Source organism: Comamonas odontotermitis (assembly GCF_040396735.1).
Classification (GTDB): Bacteria; Pseudomonadota; Gammaproteobacteria; order Burkholderiales; family Burkholderiaceae_C; genus Comamonas; species Comamonas odontotermitis_C.
The window spans coordinates 23,150-40,061 of record NZ_JBEBNZ010000016.1 but is presented as its reverse complement, the minus strand read 5'-3'; the positions used below and the strand labels follow the sequence as shown (position 1 = coordinate 40,061).

Annotated in this window: 12 protein-coding genes; 6 read left to right on the top strand and 6 right to left on the bottom strand. The window is 62.5% G+C overall.

All coding sequences use genetic code 11. The features are described from left to right. Positions 1 to 151: 151 nt before the first annotated feature. Both ACH2DG_RS14490 and argH read right to left on the bottom strand, forming a co-directional pair. Positions 152 to 1,144: a Bug family tripartite tricarboxylate transporter substrate binding protein gene (locus ACH2DG_RS14490; protein ID WP_395026988.1), complete on the bottom strand. Its 993-nt coding sequence runs from the start codon at positions 1,142 to 1,144 to the stop codon at positions 152 to 154. A gap of 61 nt (positions 1,145 to 1,205) precedes the next feature. After that, positions 1,206 to 2,663, bottom strand: coding sequence for an argininosuccinate lyase (argH, locus tag ACH2DG_RS14485; protein ID WP_395026986.1), 1,458 nt, complete (start codon positions 2,661 to 2,663; stop codon positions 1,206 to 1,208). 189 nt (positions 2,664 to 2,852) lie between these two features. On the opposite strand from argH, the gene ACH2DG_RS14480 reads away from it, so the two are divergent. The 3 genes from ACH2DG_RS14480 to ACH2DG_RS14470 all read left to right on the top strand — a co-directional run bounded on the left by ACH2DG_RS14480 (position 2,853) and on the right by ACH2DG_RS14470 (position 6,048). Continuing rightward, complete coding sequence (locus ACH2DG_RS14480) at positions 2,853 to 3,887, top strand: histidine kinase (RefSeq protein ID WP_395026984.1); 1,035 nt, start codon at positions 2,853 to 2,855, stop codon at positions 3,885 to 3,887. 74 nt (positions 3,888 to 3,961) lie between these two features. Continuing rightward, on the top strand, positions 3,962 to 4,744 hold the full coding sequence (locus ACH2DG_RS14475) for a LytR/AlgR family response regulator transcription factor (protein ID WP_395026982.1): 783 nt from the start codon (positions 3,962 to 3,964) through the stop codon (positions 4,742 to 4,744). 290 nt (positions 4,745 to 5,034) lie between these two features. After that, on the top strand, positions 5,035 to 6,048 hold the full coding sequence (locus ACH2DG_RS14470; protein WP_395026980.1) for a DMT family transporter: 1,014 nt from the start codon (positions 5,035 to 5,037) through the stop codon (positions 6,046 to 6,048). A gap of 128 nt (positions 6,049 to 6,176) precedes the next feature. On the opposite strand, the gene ACH2DG_RS14465 is transcribed toward ACH2DG_RS14470, so the two are convergent. Then, positions 6,177 to 7,106, bottom strand: coding sequence for a ZIP family metal transporter (locus tag ACH2DG_RS14465; RefSeq protein ID WP_395026979.1), 930 nt, complete (start codon positions 7,104 to 7,106; stop codon positions 6,177 to 6,179). A gap of 287 nt (positions 7,107 to 7,393) precedes the next feature. Continuing rightward, positions 7,394 to 10,189 (bottom strand): DNA polymerase I, encoded by a 2,796-nt coding sequence (gene polA / locus ACH2DG_RS14460; RefSeq protein WP_395026978.1) that lies wholly within the window; start codon positions 10,187 to 10,189, stop codon positions 7,394 to 7,396. A gap of 73 nt (positions 10,190 to 10,262) precedes the next feature. Here polA and ACH2DG_RS14455 point away from each other — a divergent pair, with 73 nt between their 5' ends. The 3 genes from ACH2DG_RS14455 (at position 10,263) to ACH2DG_RS14445 (ending at position 12,799) form a co-directional block, all read left to right on the top strand. Beyond that, positions 10,263 to 10,607 carry a hypothetical protein gene (locus ACH2DG_RS14455; protein WP_395026977.1) on the top strand — a complete coding sequence of 115 codons (345 nt, stop codon included), beginning with the start codon at positions 10,263 to 10,265 and terminating at the stop codon, positions 10,605 to 10,607. Between the two features lie 159 nt (positions 10,608 to 10,766). Beyond that, positions 10,767 to 11,741: a homoserine kinase gene (locus ACH2DG_RS14450; RefSeq protein ID WP_395026975.1), complete on the top strand. Its 975-nt coding sequence runs from the start codon at positions 10,767 to 10,769 to the stop codon at positions 11,739 to 11,741. A 248-nt stretch (positions 11,742 to 11,989) separates the two neighbouring features. Beyond that, positions 11,990 to 12,799, top strand: coding sequence for a BPSS1780 family membrane protein (locus ACH2DG_RS14445; RefSeq protein WP_395026973.1), 810 nt, complete (start codon positions 11,990 to 11,992; stop codon positions 12,797 to 12,799). Between the two features lie 69 nt (positions 12,800 to 12,868). Here ACH2DG_RS14445 and ACH2DG_RS14440 read toward each other — a convergent pair whose 3' ends face one another. After that, positions 12,869 to 13,966: an FUSC family protein gene (locus ACH2DG_RS14440; protein ID WP_395026972.1), complete on the bottom strand. Its 1,098-nt coding sequence runs from the start codon at positions 13,964 to 13,966 to the stop codon at positions 12,869 to 12,871. 378 nt (positions 13,967 to 14,344) lie between these two features. Continuing rightward, on the bottom strand, positions 14,345 to 16,813 hold the full coding sequence (locus ACH2DG_RS14435; RefSeq protein WP_395026970.1) for a UvrD-helicase domain-containing protein: 2,469 nt from the start codon (positions 16,811 to 16,813) through the stop codon (positions 14,345 to 14,347). Between the last annotated feature and the right edge of the window lie 99 nt (positions 16,814 to 16,912).

Below are 16,912 nucleotides of genomic sequence, written 5' to 3'. Positions count from 1 at the left end.
TTCCCCCTGGCAACGAGCCTCTTTTCAGGGGGAGCGCTGAACACGATCAATGCGTTGCATTTAGCAACATATATGACAGCGTTGCCATCAACAACCAAAAGCCCTGCTGTCACATAACAGCAGGGCGCAACCAGCTATCAAAAAATGAGTACTACTGCGGCTTGAACCCGCTGTCGTGGATGATGCGCTGCCACACCCCGGTATAGGCTTTCTCACGCGCCAGCAATTGCTCGGGCGTCATATAGCCCACGGACAGGCCCATGGCCACCAACTGCGCATGCACGTCGTGCGCGGCCACAGCCTTGGCCACTGCCTGCGAGACTTCGTTCACCATTTCCGCCGGGGTGCCCACCGGGGCGTACATGCCGTAGTAAGGCATGTCTTCCAGGCCATTGAGGCCCAGCTCGCCAAAGGTGGGCACATCGGGCAGCAGTGCCTGGCGCTTGCCGCCCAGCACGGCGAGCACGCGAATCTTGCCCGCCTTCTGGCTTTCAATGAAATCCTGCACCGAGCCGATACCGGCCGGAATCTGGTTGCCCATCATGTCGGCCAGCATGGGCGCGCTGCCACGGTACGGTGCCGATACCAGATCGGTCTGAAAGCGCTTGTTGATGACCTGCACCAGAAACTCAGGCGTGGATGCAGGCGCGGGAATGCCCACGGCGCTTTTGCCCCCCTGCTTCCTGACCCATTGCAGGTACTCGTCAAACGACTTGACACCCAGGCCCGAGGGCACGGCCAATGCATTCACAAAACTGGCAAAACCCGCCACAGGCACAAAATCGGCATGCGGATCAAAGCCCGGGCTCCTGACGACCTGCGGCAGGATGGAGATCGTGTGGTCGTGCGTGACAAAGAAGGTGGAGCCGTCGGCAGGCGACGCCTTGAGCAGCTGTGCCGCAATCTGGCCACCTGCACCGGGCTTGTTCTCCACCACCACCGAAGTGCCCAGGCTGTCCTTCATCTTTTCGGCCAGCAGGCGGGCGATGGCATCGGTTCCGCCACCGGGCGGAAAACCCACCAGCAGACGCACCGGTTTGCCCTTGTTGTAGGCAGCAGCCCAGCCGGGCTGGGCAGACAGGCCTGCGGTGGCTGCGCCTGCAGCCAGCAAGCGCGCAGAGAAGTGGCGGCGATTCAGTGTCATACAGGCTTTCGGGCTTTGCAGGTGCGATCGGAAGTGGCAATGGCGGAGGGGTCGAGCGCGGTCAGCCCAGGCGTGCCTGGTGCTTGGCCAGTTGGGCACGCACCTGCACTGGCGCGGTCCCCCCCAGCGTGTTGCGTGCATTCAGCGAACCTTCCAGGCTCAGGGCGTCGAACACGTCGGCCTCGATATTGGGATTGAAGGCCTGCAGCTCGGCCAGCGGCAGTTCGGTCAGGTCCACGCCCTTTTGCGTGGCCAGCTTGACAGCGTGGGCCACGGTTTCATGTGCGTCGCGGAAAGGCAGGCCCTTCTTGACCAGGTAATCGGCCAGGTCGGTAGCCGTGGCGTAACCCTTGAGTGCCGCAGCGCGCATATTGCCTGCATTGACTGTGATGCCGCCCTCCTTTGCGCCCGTGGCCGGGTTCACTTGCCCGCCGATCATCTCTGCAAAGATGCGCAGCGTGTCCTTCAAGGTGTCCACGGTGTCGAACAGCGGCTCCTTGTCTTCCTGGTTGTCCTTGTTGTAGGCCAGGGGCTGGCCCTTCATCAGGGTGATCAGGCCCATCAGGTGGCCGACCACGCGGCCGGTCTTGCCGCGCGCGAGCTCAGGCACGTCCGGGTTCTTCTTCTGGGGCATGATCGACGAGCCGGTGGTGAAGCGGTCGGCGATGCGGATGAAACCGAAGTTCTGGCTCATCCAGATGATCAGCTCCTCGGACAGGCGCGAGATGTGCACCATGCACAGGCTGGCAGCGGCGGTGAATTCGATGGCGAAGTCACGGTCGCTCACGCCGTCCAGGCTGTTCTGGCTCACGCCTTCCATGCCCAGGGTGCGGGCCACGCGCTCGCGGTCCAGCGGATAGGTGGTGCCCGCAAGGGCGGCGCTGCCCAGTGGCAGCACGTTCACGCGCTTGCGCACGTCTAGCATGCGTTCTGCATCGCGCTTGAACATTTCCACATAGGCGAGCAGATGGTGGGCAAAGCTCACGGGCTGGGCCACCTGCAGGTGGGTGAAGCCGGGCAGGATCACATCGACATTCTTTCCCGCCACTTCGACCAGCGAACGCTGCAGCTCCAGAAGCAGGCCTTCGATCAGGTCGATCTCGCCACGCAGCCACAGCCGCACGTCGGTGGCCACCTGGTCGTTGCGGCTGCGGCCGGTATGCAGGCGCTTGCCAGCATCGCCCACCAACTGGGTCAAGCGCGCCTCGATGTTCAGGTGCACGTCTTCCAGGTCCAGCTTCCAGTCGAAGCTGCCCGCCTCGATCTCAGCGGTGATCTGGGCCATGCCCTTTTGAATGGCCGCAAAATCCTCGGCCGCAATGATTTTTTGGGCCGAGAGCATTTCGGCGTGCGCCAGACTGCCCTGGATGTCGGCCTGCCACATGCGCTTGTCGAAGAACACGCTGGAGGTGTAGCGCTTGACCAGATCGCTCATGGGTTCGGAGAACAGGGCCGACCAGGCTTCTGCCTTGGTGTCGAGCTGGTTGTGCGAAGAAGACGAAGCTTGTGGTGTAGACATGGAGTTCGCGATATTCCGGTTAAGCTGCCAGTTGCGCCGCCCTGCGGCACAGACCCAACACGACCCACGCCCACGGGAGAGAAGCGCCTTGCGCATACCCGTTCGCGTCGGTCCTGCAAAAAACACTGCGCCCGACAGCCAGAAAGCCCCGGGAGCAAAACCTTTTGATTCTATAGAGTCTGCCAGGCCATGCCACCATCATCAACTACTACCGCTGCACGTGATGTGATCGTTGGCACGGCCTATGTGTTTGATGCGTGCACGGCCAGCGTGATCGGGCGTACCGTGCTGCTGGTCGAAGCGCTTGCCGCCATCGCCGTGGGCTTTGTGTCGGCAGGCGTGAGCCAATGGTTCCTCCAGCTGGCGTTGGTCACGGCGGTGGTTCTACCCGCCTGCCTGCTGTGGCTGTTGGTGGCCTGTCAGCAGAAAAAGCTGCTGCAGCGCTGCAGCATCCGTGTGCAGTACCTGGCAGGCGCCGCATGGGGCGCGGTCTGCGGGCTGGCTGCGGCCCTCCTCTTCCAGTGGGCGACGATGGCACCACGCATGCCATGGCTGGCCAGCGCCGCAGCCGGAGGGTTTGTTGCTGCCATGGTGGTGGTGGGCCTGCAATGGCGTGCCCAAGGCCGCACGCCGGCGGCAACCACGGCGCGGCTGGCCGAACTGCAGGCGCGTATCCGCCCGCATTTCCTCTTCAATGCGCTCAACAGCGCCATCTCGCTGGTGCAGGACCATCCGCACAAGGCCGAAGCCATGCTGGAGGACCTGAGCGACCTCTTCCGCCACGCCCTCACCGAGCAGCGCGAGGCCTCGACGCTGGCCGAGGAAGTTCAGCTCGCGCAACGCTATCTCTCGATTGAGCAGGTGCGCTTTGGCGACCGCATGGAGGTGCAGTGGAATCTGGATTCGCGCACCGACACGGCCACCGTGCCGCCCCTGTTTCTGCAGCCGCTTGTAGAAAATGCCGTCAAGCACGGCATCGAGCCCAGCCATGGCAGCGGCCGCATCCGCATCGCCACACGCCGGCGAGGCAGCCGGGTGCACGTGCAGATCATCAACACCATGCCGCGCCCGTTTGCAGCACCCCAGCCCGAGCGCCGCCCCGGCACAGGAACGGCCATTGCCAATGTGAAAAAACGCCTGCGCCTGCTATACGACCTGGAGTGTGACTTTCAAGCCACGGTCAAGGACGGCACCTATACCGTACACATCAGTTTCCCCGCCTGAGCGGGTCTTGAGCGGCATCAAACAGACGCCCACCGGCATTGGCAGGGCTGCGCAGTCCGCATAGCATGTCGCCCATGCGAATTCTGATTGTTGATGACGAAGCCCTGGCCCGCAGCCGGATGCGGCGCCTGCTGATAGAGCGTTGCCCTGCCCCGTCGGCCATCCTCGAAGCCGCCAACGCCGCCGAAGCGTTGCGCGCCATCGACAGCGCCGCCGGCATGGGCGCACCGTTTGACGTGGCTCTGCTCGATATCCACATGCCTGGCCAGACCGGGATGGAACTCGCACAGATACTGCAATCCCGGCCCCATGCGCCGGCCATCGTCTTTGTTACCGCACATACCGAACATGCGCTGTCGGCATTTGAAGTCAGTGCCATCGACTACCTCACCAAACCCGTACGCCGCGAACGGCTGGATGCGGCGCTACAAAAAGTGGATCTATTGGCGCAAGCCAAATCTGCGCAAATTGCGAAAAATCCCAAGGACAGCAGCGAATCCGCCGCAGACGCCGATGAAACGCTGCTGATCACCAACCGTGGCAACAGCGAGCGGGTGCGCCTCGCCGAGGTGGTGTATTTCAAATCCGAGTTCAAGTACGTGACCGTGCGCACTTCGACGCATGAATACCTCTGGTCAGGCAGCCTCAATGAGCTGGAAGAGCGCTACGCCGATCGCTACCTGCGCGTGCACCGCAATGCATTGGTGGTGCCCGAAGCCATCCGCAGTCTGGAAAAGGCCAGCGACCCCGACGATGCCGACGGCTGGCAATTGCGCCTCTTTGGTATTGAGGATGTCCTACGCGTATCGCGCCGCCAATTGCCGCAGGTGCGCGCCCTGCTGGGCAGAAGCCGCTAGCCCTGTGGGCTCGGTGGTGGGATAGCCCCGTCGCGGCAGGGCACGCGCTGCTGGGCGACAATACCGGCGATCATCCTCCTTGCATACGCACCGCTGGTGCGCATGTTCGCTATGCTTCACTGCAATATGTGCATAGGGCTTGCCGGCAACGGCATCCATGAGACGCATGGGTGTGGATGTCGCTTTTCAGGGCTGGCGCGGGCAGCGGTGCGCAAAGTGCACCCTGGGCACTCCCCTGGGCCATGCCCAGGTGAGACTTGCCCCCCGCCAGCCGTCCTTTCATTCGTGCCATGCAATCCACTCCCTCAGACGGCAACCGGGCTTCACTCACTTCCACTGCAGCACCCGGCCCGTTGCACCTCTCGCCAGCCACCAATATTCCGCGCGGGGTGGCATACGCCGCCGTGGCGGGGGCGTGCTGGGGGTCCATGCTGCTGGTGCCCGCCCTGTTGCCGGATTTCAATCCTCTGGCCATCACCAGCGCACGCTTCATGCTGTACGGGCTGATGTCGGTCTTCATTCTTGCACCGCTGGTACGCAGGCTGCGGCCACGGGTCACGCGAGCCGACATGGGTGCACTGATGTACCTGGGCCTGACCGGCAGCATTCTGTACCTGGTGCTGATGGCTACCGGCGTGCAGTGGGCAGGCATGGCCATCACCACCCTCATCATCGGCATGGTGCCGCTGGCCATGCCCATCATGAACCGCAAGCAGGTGGGCGCCCTGCCCCTGCGCCGCCTGCTGGGGCCGATGCTGACCGTGTGCGCTGGCATCGTGCTGATCAATGCCCATGAGTTGCTGGCCGCAGACGAGGCCGCTCGCCCGGTCTGGCGCGTGCTCGGCGGTGTGGCAGCGGCGTTTGCCGCACTCGTCATCTGGTCTCACTACGCCATCCGTAATGCGCACTACCTGCAGTCGGGTCGCTTCACGGCACTGGAATGGTCGTCGATGAGCGGCGTGGCCGTCGGTATCTGGAGCGTGCTGCTGTGGCCGCTGGCGCTGTGGTGGCAGGCGCGCAGCGGTCAGCAGCTGGACGCCGGGCGCTGGCACATGTTCTGGCTGGTGAACCTGGCCGTCTCTATCCTCGCGTCACTGTTTGGCAACTGGATGTGGAATGCCGCCACGCGATTGCTGCCTATTTCGCTGTCAGGCCAGATGATCGTGTTCGAAACCCTGTTTGCACTTTCCTACAGTTTCATCTACCTGCAGCGCGGCCCGACCTGGCAAGAGCTGACCGCCGCAGCGCTGATGATCGGCGGGGTGTGCTGGGCGGTACAGCGCCACCAGCCGGCGGCGCATTGAAGTTTCAGCGCCTATCCCTTGCCGGTTGACCGCCAACAGCTATCAAAATAAAAGCAAAAGGCCTGATGCTCCCTGCACCAGGCCTTTTTGATGGGGATGCGCCACGCGCACGCAAGGATCAGGAGCCATCAGTGCCCATGGCCGTCATGGTCTCCATGACTCTCATGCTGCTCGCCGTGGTCATGCCCTGCATGGCCGTGCGCCCCGTGCGCCCAGGTGCTCACTGCGCTGACCACCACCATTCCCACCGCCAACCAGGCGATCTGCTGCACGGTTTGACGAGCGGTCAACTGGCGCTGCAACTGCGGGATCAGATCTGCCAGCGCCACATAGATGAAGCTGCTCGATGCGATGGCCAGGAAGTACGGCAAAAAGCCGTCCAGCGAGCTGACCAGAAAATAGCCCACCACCCCGCCCAATGCCGTCACCGCACCCGCCAGCGACAGCTTGAGCAAGGCCACTCCACGCTGGCTGCGGTTGTCATTGCCGGCCAATACCACCAGATCCCCCATGTGGTGCGGCACCTCGTGCGCCAGCACCGAGATGGCGGCAACGATGCCCAGGCGCATGTCAGCCATGAAGGCGGAGGCGATCAGGATGCCGTCGCCAAAACAATGCACGCTGTCACCCGTCAGCAGCGACCAGCCGCCCGCCGTGTTGTGGTGGTGCGCATGCCCATGGCCTTGCGAGGCGGGAGCATGATCGTGGGCATGGCCGTGGTGCGCATCGTCATGGCTGTGGCCACGCTCTTGGGGCGGCGCATGGCGGTGTTCATGGCCATGGTGCCAAAGCTCGGCCTTGTCCAGCAGAAAGAAGAAGACGAGTCCCAGCAGCAAGGTCACGAACAGGGCCTTGGGGTTGATCTGGCTCTCGAACGCCTCGGGCAGCAAATGCACAAAGGCCGTGGCCAGTAAAGCGCCCGCCGCTAGGCTGAGCAGGTGCTGCGCGCCGAAACGGCTGTCTTCACGGCCAATGCCGCTGCGCATCAAGGCGGCCGCGATCCACACGCTGCCCAGGCCCGCGGCAAGCGTCGCAAGCACGATTGCTATCAAAGTCATTGCAAACTATCCAATAAATAAAAGCGCGAATGGCAAAAACTACGCCAAACCCATTTTTGAAGCTGCAAATGGTAGCACCTTATTGCGACTCTGTTGCAATAATAAAAATAACCCTGGCAGAAAAAGGCAAGGCTATGCTGGCTCAGGCGTTTCCACATCGTTGCCGACCATGCCGCTCGCCGCACCTACCGCCATGGCTACCAAACCACGTGCGGTACACGGGGCTCTGGTCGAGCTTGTCCTGGGTGTGCTTGCCCGGGTGCAGCCAGGCACCCGGGCATCACCCGTCAATGGGCTTTTTCCCAGTTTGGCCCAAAGCCGATTTCTGCCAGCAATGGCACCTTCAGCTCGGCCACACCGGCCATGAGGGCCGGAATCTCGGCCTTGACCCAATCGTGCTCTGCGGCGGGCAGCTCGAAAACCAGTTCGTCATGCACCTGCATGATGACCAGGACACCGGGCTTTTCCGCGTCCAGCTTGGCCTGCACCGCCACCATGGCCTTCTTGATCAGATCGGCTGCCGTGCCCTGCATGGGCGCATTGATGGCGGCACGCTCGGCCGCTTTCTTGCGCGGGCCGTTGCCGCCGTTGATCTCGGGCAGCACCAGGCGGCGTCCGAACACGGTTTCCACATAGCCTTGCGCATGCGCCAGCTCCACGGTCTGGTCCATGTAGCGCTTCACGCCGGGGTAGCGCTGGAAGTACTTGTCGATGTAGGCGGCGGCGGCCTTGGTTTCGATGCCCAGGTTCTTGGCAAGACCAAAGCTGCTCATGCCATAGATCAGTCCGAAATTGATGACCTTGGCATAGCGGCGCTGCTCGCTGCTGACCTGATCGACCGGCACGCCAAACACCTCGGACGCGGTGGCACGGTGCACGTCAAGCCCATCGCGGAACGCGTTGAGCAAGGCCTCGTCGCCCGAGAGGTGGGCCATGATGCGCAGCTCGATCTGCGAATAGTCGGCACTGGCAATCAGTTTTCCCTCGGGCGCAACAAAGGCTTCGCGGATGCGGCGCCCCTCGGGAGTACGCACGGGAATGTTCTGCAGATTCGGGTCATTGCTGGACAGGCGCCCCGTCACCGCTACGGCCTGCGCATAGTGGGTGTGCACCCGGCCATCGCTTGGCAAGGCCATCTGGGCCAGCTTGTCGGTATAGGTGCCCTTGAGCTTGGAGAGCGAACGGTGCTCCAGGATCTTGGCGGGCAGTGGATAGTCTTCGGCCAGCTTTTCCAGCACTTCTTCATCGGTGCTGCGCGCGCCGGTGGCGGTTTTCTTGACCACGGGCAAGCCCAGCTTGTCAAAAAAGATCTCGCCCAACTGTTTGGGGCTGCTCAGGTTGAACTGCTGGCCGGCAATGTCGTAGGCCTCGTTTTCCAGTTGCAGAATGCGCGTGCCGAGCTCGTTGCTCTGGCGCGCCAGCTCGCCCGCGTCAATGCTCACACCATTGCGCTCGATGCGGAACAGCGCTTCGCTGGTCTGCATCTCCAGTTCGTAGATGTGCAGCAGACCGGCGTTGGCCTGAATGCGCGGCCACAGCACCTCATGCACGTTCAGGGTCTGGTCGGAATCCTCGCAGCTGTATGCCGCCGCCTTGTCGACAGCCACCTGGGCAAAGGGAATCTGGCTCTTGCCCTTGCCGCACAGGTCTTCGTAGCTGATGCCGGTGCGCCCGGTGTGGCGCAGTGCAAGACTGGTCAGGTTGTGGGGGCGGTCGGCCTCCAGCACATAGCTTTGCAGCATGGTGTCGTGGGCATAGCCTCGCACCGTGATGCCGTGGTTGGCAAACACATGCTGATCGTATTTGACATGCTGGCCCAGCTTCTTCCTGCTGGCATCCTCCAGCCAGGGCTTGAGCTTGGTCAACACCGCATCCAACGGCAGTTGCTCGGGTACATCCAGCCCTTCGTGGCGCAGTGGAATATAGGCGGCCTCGCCAATGGCAACGCTGAAGCTGATGCCCACGATCCGGGCCACCATTTCGTCGAGCGAATCGGTTTCGGTATCGATTGCCGTCAAATCGGCGGCCTGGATCTTGGCGATCCAGACATTCAGCTCCGCCTCGGTCAGGATCGTGTGGTAGACCACATCGCGTTGCTGGGCGTTGATGGCGATCTCGGTGGTTTCGGCATCATTGGCGTCAAAAAGGCCTCCCTGGGCACCCTCCGCCTTGGGCGAAGACGTGCCAGTGGCCGCCGCGCCGAGCGCGCGCGCCAGGCCCTTGAAACCGTATTTCTCGTAGAAAGGCGCAAGCCCTGCATTGTCTGGCTCGGCGAGGGTGATGCCATCGAGTTGCGGCAAACCCACAATATGCGCGGCCAGGTCGCAGTCGGTCTTCATGGTCACCAACTGGCGGCTCAGCGCCAACTGGCCCGAGGCGATGGCGTCTCGCAGGTTCTGGCCCGCAACGCCCTTGATGCTGGCGGCATTGGCAATGAGGTTGTCCAGCGAACCGTGCTCTTCCAGCCACTTGGCAGCCGTCTTGGGACCGACCTTGGCCACGCCGGGCACGTTGTCCACGGTATCGCCCACCAGCGCCTGGTAATCGACCATCAGGGATGGCGGCACCCCAAACTCTGCGGTCACGCCTGCCACGTCGCGTTTCTTGCCGTTCATCGTGTCGATGATGGTGACATGCTCGTTCACCAGCTGGCTCAGGTCCTTGTCGCCGCTGGAGACAATCACCTGGATGCCTTGCGCGGCGGCTGTCTGCGCCAGCGTGGCGATCACGTCGTCGGCCTCCACGCCCGGCACGGCCACCACCTTCCAGCCCAGCAGCTTCACCACCTCGTGGATTGGCTCGATCTGGCTGCGCAGATCGTCCGGCATCGGCGAGCGCGTGGCCTTGTACTCGGTATACAGATCATCACGGAAGGTCGGGCCGCTCGTGTCGAACACGCAGACGGCGTAGTCCGCCTGCACATCCTTGCGCAGGGCCTGCATCATGTTGACCATGCCACGAATGGCGCCCGTTGCCGGGCTGGCAGGGTCGCCGGGCACGGCACGCAGATCGGGCATGGCGTGGTAGGCACGGTACAGGTAGCTGGAACCGTCCACCAGCACTAAAGTAGGAGGATTACTCATATTGACATTGTGCCCGCTACGCAAAGGCCGGGTGACAAATTACAATCCTGTTATGCGCGCTATACCCACTTCTTTGATCGCCTCTGCTCTGGCCCTGGTGCTGGCAACGGCCCATGCCCAGACACCGCCTCCTGCCCAAGAGCCCACCCCAGCGGCCGCAAGCGAGAGCGAATCGGGGAAAAAGCCCGAAGCCAACGACAAATACAACCAGAAGGCCGAGTACATCCATGTTGAAGACGCTGGCAGCCGCATCGACGAAGTGCGTATTGGTGGCCAGACGCAAAGCATCCATGTGCAGCCCAAGGTAGGCAACATGCCGGGCTACGAGGTCAAGCCCACGGATGGCGCCCGCAGCCGCCCCGATGGCTTTGGCGACACGCAAAACAAGAAGCGCGTCTGGAACATCGGCAATTTCTGAGCGCCGCACTGCATCAAATCAGGCACCTCGCCCAGACTTGCGATAATCAGCCCTTTGTGACTTGCTGCCCCTGGCGGCAAGCAGCACAGCCAGCCAGGCAACGGCGCCGGCTGGCTTTGTTTTTGTTGTGCCCCTTCATCGCCTTCTCTCTGACCCGACATGGCTGTTTTCACCGAAGTATCCGACAAGGCTGCCAAAGCCCTGCTCAAACGCGTGCCCCTGGGCGAATTCGTGTCGCTGCGCGGCATTGAAGGCGGCATTGAAAACACCAATTACTTCCTGACCACCAGCGAAGGCGAGTACGTGCTGACGCTGTTCGAACGCCTGCGCGCCGACCAGTTGCCGTTCTACCTGTACCTGATGAAGCACCTGGCGCAAGCCGGCATTCCGGTGCCCGATCCACAGGCCGAGAGCAAGACCGGCGACATTCTGCTGCAGGTGGAAGGCAAGCCCGCCGCCATCGTCAACAAACTGCGCGGCAAGAGCCAGCTGGCGCCCCAGGTGGCGCACTGCCAGTCACTGGGCGGCATGCTGGCCCGCATGCACCTGGCAGGCCAGGATTTTCCGCGCCAGCAGCCCAATCTGCGCGGCCTGCCCTGGTGGAACGAAACCGTGCCGGTGGTGTTGCCGCACCTGGAGCAGCCCGCAGCCGAGCTGCTCACGAGCGAGCTGGCCTACCAGAACCACATTGCCGCCTCGTCCGCCTACACGGCGCTGCCGCGTGGCCCGGTGCATGCCGATCTGTTTCGCGACAACGCCATGTTTGACGGCGACGAGATGACTGGCATCTTCGACTTTTATTTTGCTGGCGTCGACACCTTGCTGTTCGACATTGCCGTCGTCATGAACGACTGGTGTGTCGATCTTGAAACCGGCGTCATCAACCAGGCGCGCGCAGACGCCCTGCTGGCGGCCTACCAGGCAGTGCGCCCCTTTACCGCGCCTGAGCGCCAACTGCTGCCAGCCATGCTGCGCGCCGGCGCCTTGCGCTTCTGGATCTCACGCCTGTGGGACTTCTACCTGCCCCGTGAGGCCTCGATGCTCAAGCCCCACGACCCTACGCACTTCGAGCGCGTGCTGCGCGCCCGCCTGGCCTCACCATTCGTGCTGAATACGCCAATCGCCACAAAATGATAGCTGGCAGCGCTCTTCGCTATTGATTTTTGAATATAAAAATTATCAAAATTCAACAGCATTGCGCGCTACATGCTCTCTTTTTGATAGAGGCCAGCCATGCACTCCGGGGTAGCCTAGCCTCCCCGGCCCACTGCCCATGGCATGCCAATTCCTCACGCGCCCCCGCCCATCCGGGCATGGGTTACAGTGAACCATCCCCTTTTTGATTGAGGTGCTGCGGCCACACGCTGCAGCCTGCTTGGTGCATGAAACTTCGTATCGCAACGGCCGCCCAGGGCGTTCATTGGGTGCGTGATGGATTTGCGGCCTTTCGCCAGCAACCCATAGCGCTCACTTCGCTGTTCTTCTTCTGTTTTCTGGTGCTGGGCCTTGTGGGCGCAGTACCCGTGATCGGCTTTGTGCTGACTTTCGGCCTGGTACCCCTGTTTTCGCTGTGCATGATGCTGGGTGCAGCACTGACCATGCAAGGCCAGAAACCAACGCTGCCGGTAGTGCTGCAGGCCATGCGCATGGAGCCGGCCCAGCGCAAGTCCTTCGTCATTCTGGGCGCTTTGTTTGTGCTCGGGCTGCTGCTGGCCGTGGGCCTTTCCACCCTGTTTGACGGCGGGGAGTTCGCGCGCATGTTCATTCTGGGGGAGCAGATCAAGCAGGAGGCGCTGACCCAGTCCGGCGTGCAATTGTCTGCCCTCACGATGACGGTGATGTATCTGGCCCTGACCGCCATCTTCTGGCACGCTCCGGGCCTGGTGTACTGGCACCGCGTGCCCGCAGTGAAAGCACTGTTTTTCAGTGTGGTGGCCTGCATGCGCAATATCGGCGCCTTTGCCACCTATGGCCTGGTGTGGCTGGCGGTGAACGTGGGCGCACTCATTGCCCTGAGCCTGCTGGGCGGAATAGTGGCTTCGGTCGCTGGCGTTGCGGGCGGCGCGATTGTGCTGATCGCAGGCTCGCTGGTGCTGTCGGTGGTGTACTTCGTCTCGGTGGTCTTCAGCTTTCGCGACTGCTTTGATGCACCCGAGCAACCAGCAGCACTGCCCTCCGATCCGGCGGAATAAATAAGGCAGAGCCGCAACGCAAGTTTCAATAGAATTGCCAACAGGCGCGCGTCCCGCGGGCGTCTTTCGCTATTGTTTTTGATGCAGCTTGCGCAAATGCGCCCGGTCGTCCATCGACGAGAAAACCACGGCAAAGACAATCCCCAGCGCCGCGCCCAGAATCGTGTCCATCACCCGCTCCTGCGGCATGCCGACGCTGGCCGCTGGTGAGGCCAGATGGGTCATCAAAAGCGCCATCGGCGTGACCGTGATCTGACCCAGTGCGTAGTTGTAGCCAATGATGATTTCAGTGACAAACTGAAAAGCAACGACGCAAAGCGCAATCCACCAGAACGACGGCTCCTGCGCCAGGATGAGCCCCACAATGACCGCGCCAACCACCGTGCCAGCCATGCGCTGCAGCGCGCGGTTCATGGTGATGTGCAGGTGAGCCCCTTGCATGACTGCGGTGGCGCCGATGGCCGCCCATGCCGGGTGGTGCCACCCCAGGGCATGGGCGATGGCTGCCGACAGCCCTGCGCCAGCGGTGATGCGGCCAGCCGCCATCCACCCCGCCCGTAGCGATGGCACAGCGGCAGCGGGCATCTGGATACGCGGCAGCTCAGTACGGCGCATCCAGTCGGTGGCGCCACACACAAGGCAAGCCACGATGCCCCCCGCCACAGTGCCCAGGGTACGCCCGCCCAGCATGTCCCAGGTTGCAACGGGCGCCAGCGAAGCGCCTGCCGCAAACACCAGAATGACCGCGCCGGGACCGCCTAGCTGCCAGCGGCTGACCACCAGGGTCGAGCCCCCGGCAATCAGCGCCAGCACCACCATCATTGCCCATGGTGTAGCACCCGCCAGCGACGCAAGCGATGGGACGAATACGGCCAGTGCGAGCAGCACAGCACACAGAGCCACAATGCGCATGCGTTTTTCGACGGGCGCAAAACGGCCGAACAAGGCAGCCAGCGCACCCAGCGCCGGATAGCCCACCAGTTGCGGCCACGGTGAGAAGCGCGCAATCGCCAGTGCCATCAGCACCGCCAATGCCGCCTGCAGTGCCGCTACGAGGGCAATGCGCAGCGAAGGCTGGGGCGCCAGGCTCAGGCTGTCTCGCAACTGCCGGTGCGAAAACAGTTGCAGCAGGGCCTGGTGGCGGCGAAAGCTGGTGGAAGAAGACATGTGGAAGATTCCTTGTCGGCCGGGAAATCGTCCCCAAGAGGCCTGCGAGGCGGCTTGGCCATGGCCGCGGGCAAGCTGGGAATGCTCCGGGAACCCCGGGGCAGCAATTTCAGGCAGCTTGCGGTGATCGCCTGTTGACCCTGCGAGGCACCATTTGCTGTGCGGTTCACGCAGATGTGAGTCGTTACTGTCTTGGGATATCGATATAGTATCCTAAGCAACCATTTTCTGCACCCGCAAGGACTTTCGGCAATGCGCCCATGCGCTACTGGTATGCAGTATGCGCAAACGATAAGCGAGCGCACACTACCATAGATGACCACGACGGCAGCTGGAACGAGATGCTATCCACTCAATAGCATCAGTGGTGCAACCGGCCTACACCACCGTGAGCTTGGCAACCGACAGCGCCAGCCACTTGGTGCCATGGCGCGGAAAATGCACCTGTGCGCGCGCATCGTCGCCCGTGCCCTCCACCGCCAACACCTTGCCTTCGCCGAACTTGTTGTGGAACACCTGAATGCCCACCTTGATGCCATGCGCGGGCTCGGCCTTTTGGGCAGGTACCGGCGACTTGCCCCACATGCTCATCGATGACTCGGCATTCCAGCTGCCGCTATCCGCTCCGCGTGCCCTGCCCGATCCGGAAGCAAAGGCAAGGCTGCCCATGCCGCTGCCAAACCCCGAATGCTTGGGCGTGAGCCACTTGAGCGCTTCTTCGGGCAGTTCGTCCAGAAAACGGCTGCGCACGTTGTAGCGCGTGGTGCCATGCAGCATGCGCGTCTGCGATGTGGAGAGGTACAGGCGCTTGCGCGCACGGGTGATCGCCACATACATCAGGCGGCGCTCTTCCTCCAGCCCCCCCATGTCGCTCATTGCGTTTTCATGGGGAAACAGGCCTTCTTCCAGGCCGGCAATGAACACCGCGTCAAACTCCAGCCCCTTGCTGGCGTGCACGGTCATCAGTTGCACGGCGTCCTGCCCGGCCTGAGCCTGGTTGTCGCCCGCCTCCAATGCAGCATGCGTCAGAAAGGCCACCAACGGCGACAAGGTCTCGCCAGTGTCGGGGTTGATCATCTGCGCATTGCCCACATCGGGCAGAGCATTCGGCAATGCAGTATCCAGTACCGGTGCATCCGGGTTCAGGCCCTGGCTCACCGGGCTCTGGCCTGCACCTGGAATGCCCATGGCCTCCTGCTCGTCGAGCGGAATCGCCACGGCATCCTTGCCAAAACCTTCCTGCGTGACAAAGCTCTCGGCAGCAGTCACCAGTTCACCCAGGTTGTCGATGCGGTCGGCACCTTCCTTCTCCGTCTGGTAGTGTTCGATCAGGCCACTGGCCTGCAGCATCTGCTCAATCGTCTCACGCAGGGTCTTGCCCTGGGTTTCTTCGCGCAGCACATCGATCAGCGCCACGAAGGCCTGCAGCTTGGTGCCCGCCTTGCCCGCCACGGCCGTCACCGCATCGTACAGCGAGCAGCCTGCGGCCTGCGCGCCTTCCTGCAGCTGCTCGGTGGTGCGTGCACCAATGCCGCGTGGCGGAAAGTTCACCACCCGCATGAAGCTGGTGTCGTCGTGCGGATTCTCCAGAAGCCGCAGATAGGCCAGCGCATGCTTGATTTCGGCCCGCTCGAAAAAGCGCAGGCCGCCATACACCCGGTAGGGCACGCCGGCATTGAACAGGCTGGTTTCCAGAATCCGGCTTTGCGCATTGCTGCGGTAGAGCACGGCAATCTCGCTGCGCGCCACATCGTCGCTTTTGACCAGTGACTTGATCTCGTCGACCATCCACTGCGCCTCGGCCAGATCGGTCACGCTCTCCGACACCCGCACCGGCTCGCCCGGCCCCTGATCGGTGCGCAGGTTCTTGCCCAGGCGGTGGCTGTTGTGGCTGATAAGCGCGTTGGCCGAATCGAGGATGTTGCTGTAGCTGCGGTAGTTCTGCTCCAGCTTGATCTGCTGGCGCACATCGAATTCGCGCACGAAATCCTGCATATTGCCCACGCGCGCACCACGGAAGGCATAGATGCTCTGGTCGTCGTCGCCCACGGCAATCACGCTGCTGCTGGACTCAAAGCGCCCACCCACCACATCGCCAGCCAGTTGCTTGAGCCACAGGTACTGCAGCCGGTTCGTATCCTGAAACTCGTCCACCAGGATATGGCGAAAACGGTGCTGGTAGTGCTGGCGGATCGGTGCGTTGTCGCGCAGCAGCTCATAGCTGCGCAGCATCAGCTCGCCAAAATCGACCACGCCTTCGCGCTGGCACTGCTCTTCGTACAACTGGTACAGCTCCACCTTCTTGCGCTCTGCCATGTCGCGCGCCTGCACATCAGCGGGGCGCAGGCCCTCTTCCTTGCAGCCGCTGATGAAATACTGCAGTTGCTTGGGCGGCAGCGATTCCTCGTCGACATTGAACTGCTTGCACAGGCGCTTGACCGCCGAGAGCTGGTCCTGCGTGTCAAGGATCTGGAAAGTCTGCGGCAGATTGGCCGATTTGTGATGCGCGCGCAGCATGCGGTTGCACAGGCCGTGGAAAGTGCCGATCCACATGCCGCGCACATTGATCGGCAGCATGGTAGAGAGGCGCGTGAGCATCTCCTTGGCCGCCTTGTTGGTAAAGGTGACTGCCAGGATACCGCCCGGCGTGGCGCGGCCCGTCTGCAGCAGCCAGGCGATGCGTGTGGTGAGCACGCGCGTCTTGCCGGAGCCTGCTCCCGCCAGAATCAACGCATGGCCCGCAGACAGGGTGACGGCGGCGAGCTGCTCTTCATTGAGCCCATTGAGCAGCGGCAGGTGTGCAGGGCCAGACGCAGGCGAGTCGGCAAACAAATCATTCGAATCCATCTCACCATTGTAGGGAGCACGCGGCCGGCAATGCCCAAGCCAGGGAACCCGGCACCGACCTTTCGAGTACCGCACCTGCTACCAAGGCTTTTGCCCTGG

Excerpts from the sequence above, each read along its gene's own strand:
- ACH2DG_RS14445 (WP_395026973.1), top strand. The coding sequence starts at position 11,990 with ATGAAACTTCGTATCGCAACGGCCGCCCAGGGCGTTCATTGGGTGCGT.
- ACH2DG_RS14470 (WP_395026980.1), top strand. The coding sequence starts at position 5,035 with ATGCAATCCACTCCCTCAGACGGCAACCGGGCTTCACTCACTTCCACT.
- ACH2DG_RS14480 (WP_395026984.1), top strand. The coding sequence starts at position 2,853 with ATGCCACCATCATCAACTACTACCGCTGCACGTGATGTGATCGTTGGC.
- polA (WP_395026978.1), bottom strand. The coding sequence starts at position 10,189 with ATGAGTAATCCTCCTACTTTAGTGCTGGTGGACGGTTCCAGCTACCTG.
- ACH2DG_RS14475 (WP_395026982.1), top strand. The coding sequence starts at position 3,962 with ATGCGAATTCTGATTGTTGATGACGAAGCCCTGGCCCGCAGCCGGATG.
- ACH2DG_RS14440 (WP_395026972.1), bottom strand. The coding sequence starts at position 13,966 with ATGTCTTCTTCCACCAGCTTTCGCCGCCACCAGGCCCTGCTGCAACTG.
- ACH2DG_RS14435 (WP_395026970.1), bottom strand. The coding sequence starts at position 16,813 with ATGGATTCGAATGATTTGTTTGCCGACTCGCCTGCGTCTGGCCCTGCA.
- argH (WP_395026986.1), bottom strand. The coding sequence starts at position 2,663 with ATGTCTACACCACAAGCTTCGTCTTCTTCGCACAACCAGCTCGACACC.
- ACH2DG_RS14450 (WP_395026975.1), top strand. The coding sequence starts at position 10,767 with ATGGCTGTTTTCACCGAAGTATCCGACAAGGCTGCCAAAGCCCTGCTC.
- ACH2DG_RS14465 (WP_395026979.1), bottom strand. The coding sequence starts at position 7,106 with ATGACTTTGATAGCAATCGTGCTTGCGACGCTTGCCGCGGGCCTGGGC.
- ACH2DG_RS14490 (WP_395026988.1), bottom strand. The coding sequence starts at position 1,144 with ATGACACTGAATCGCCGCCACTTCTCTGCGCGCTTGCTGGCTGCAGGC.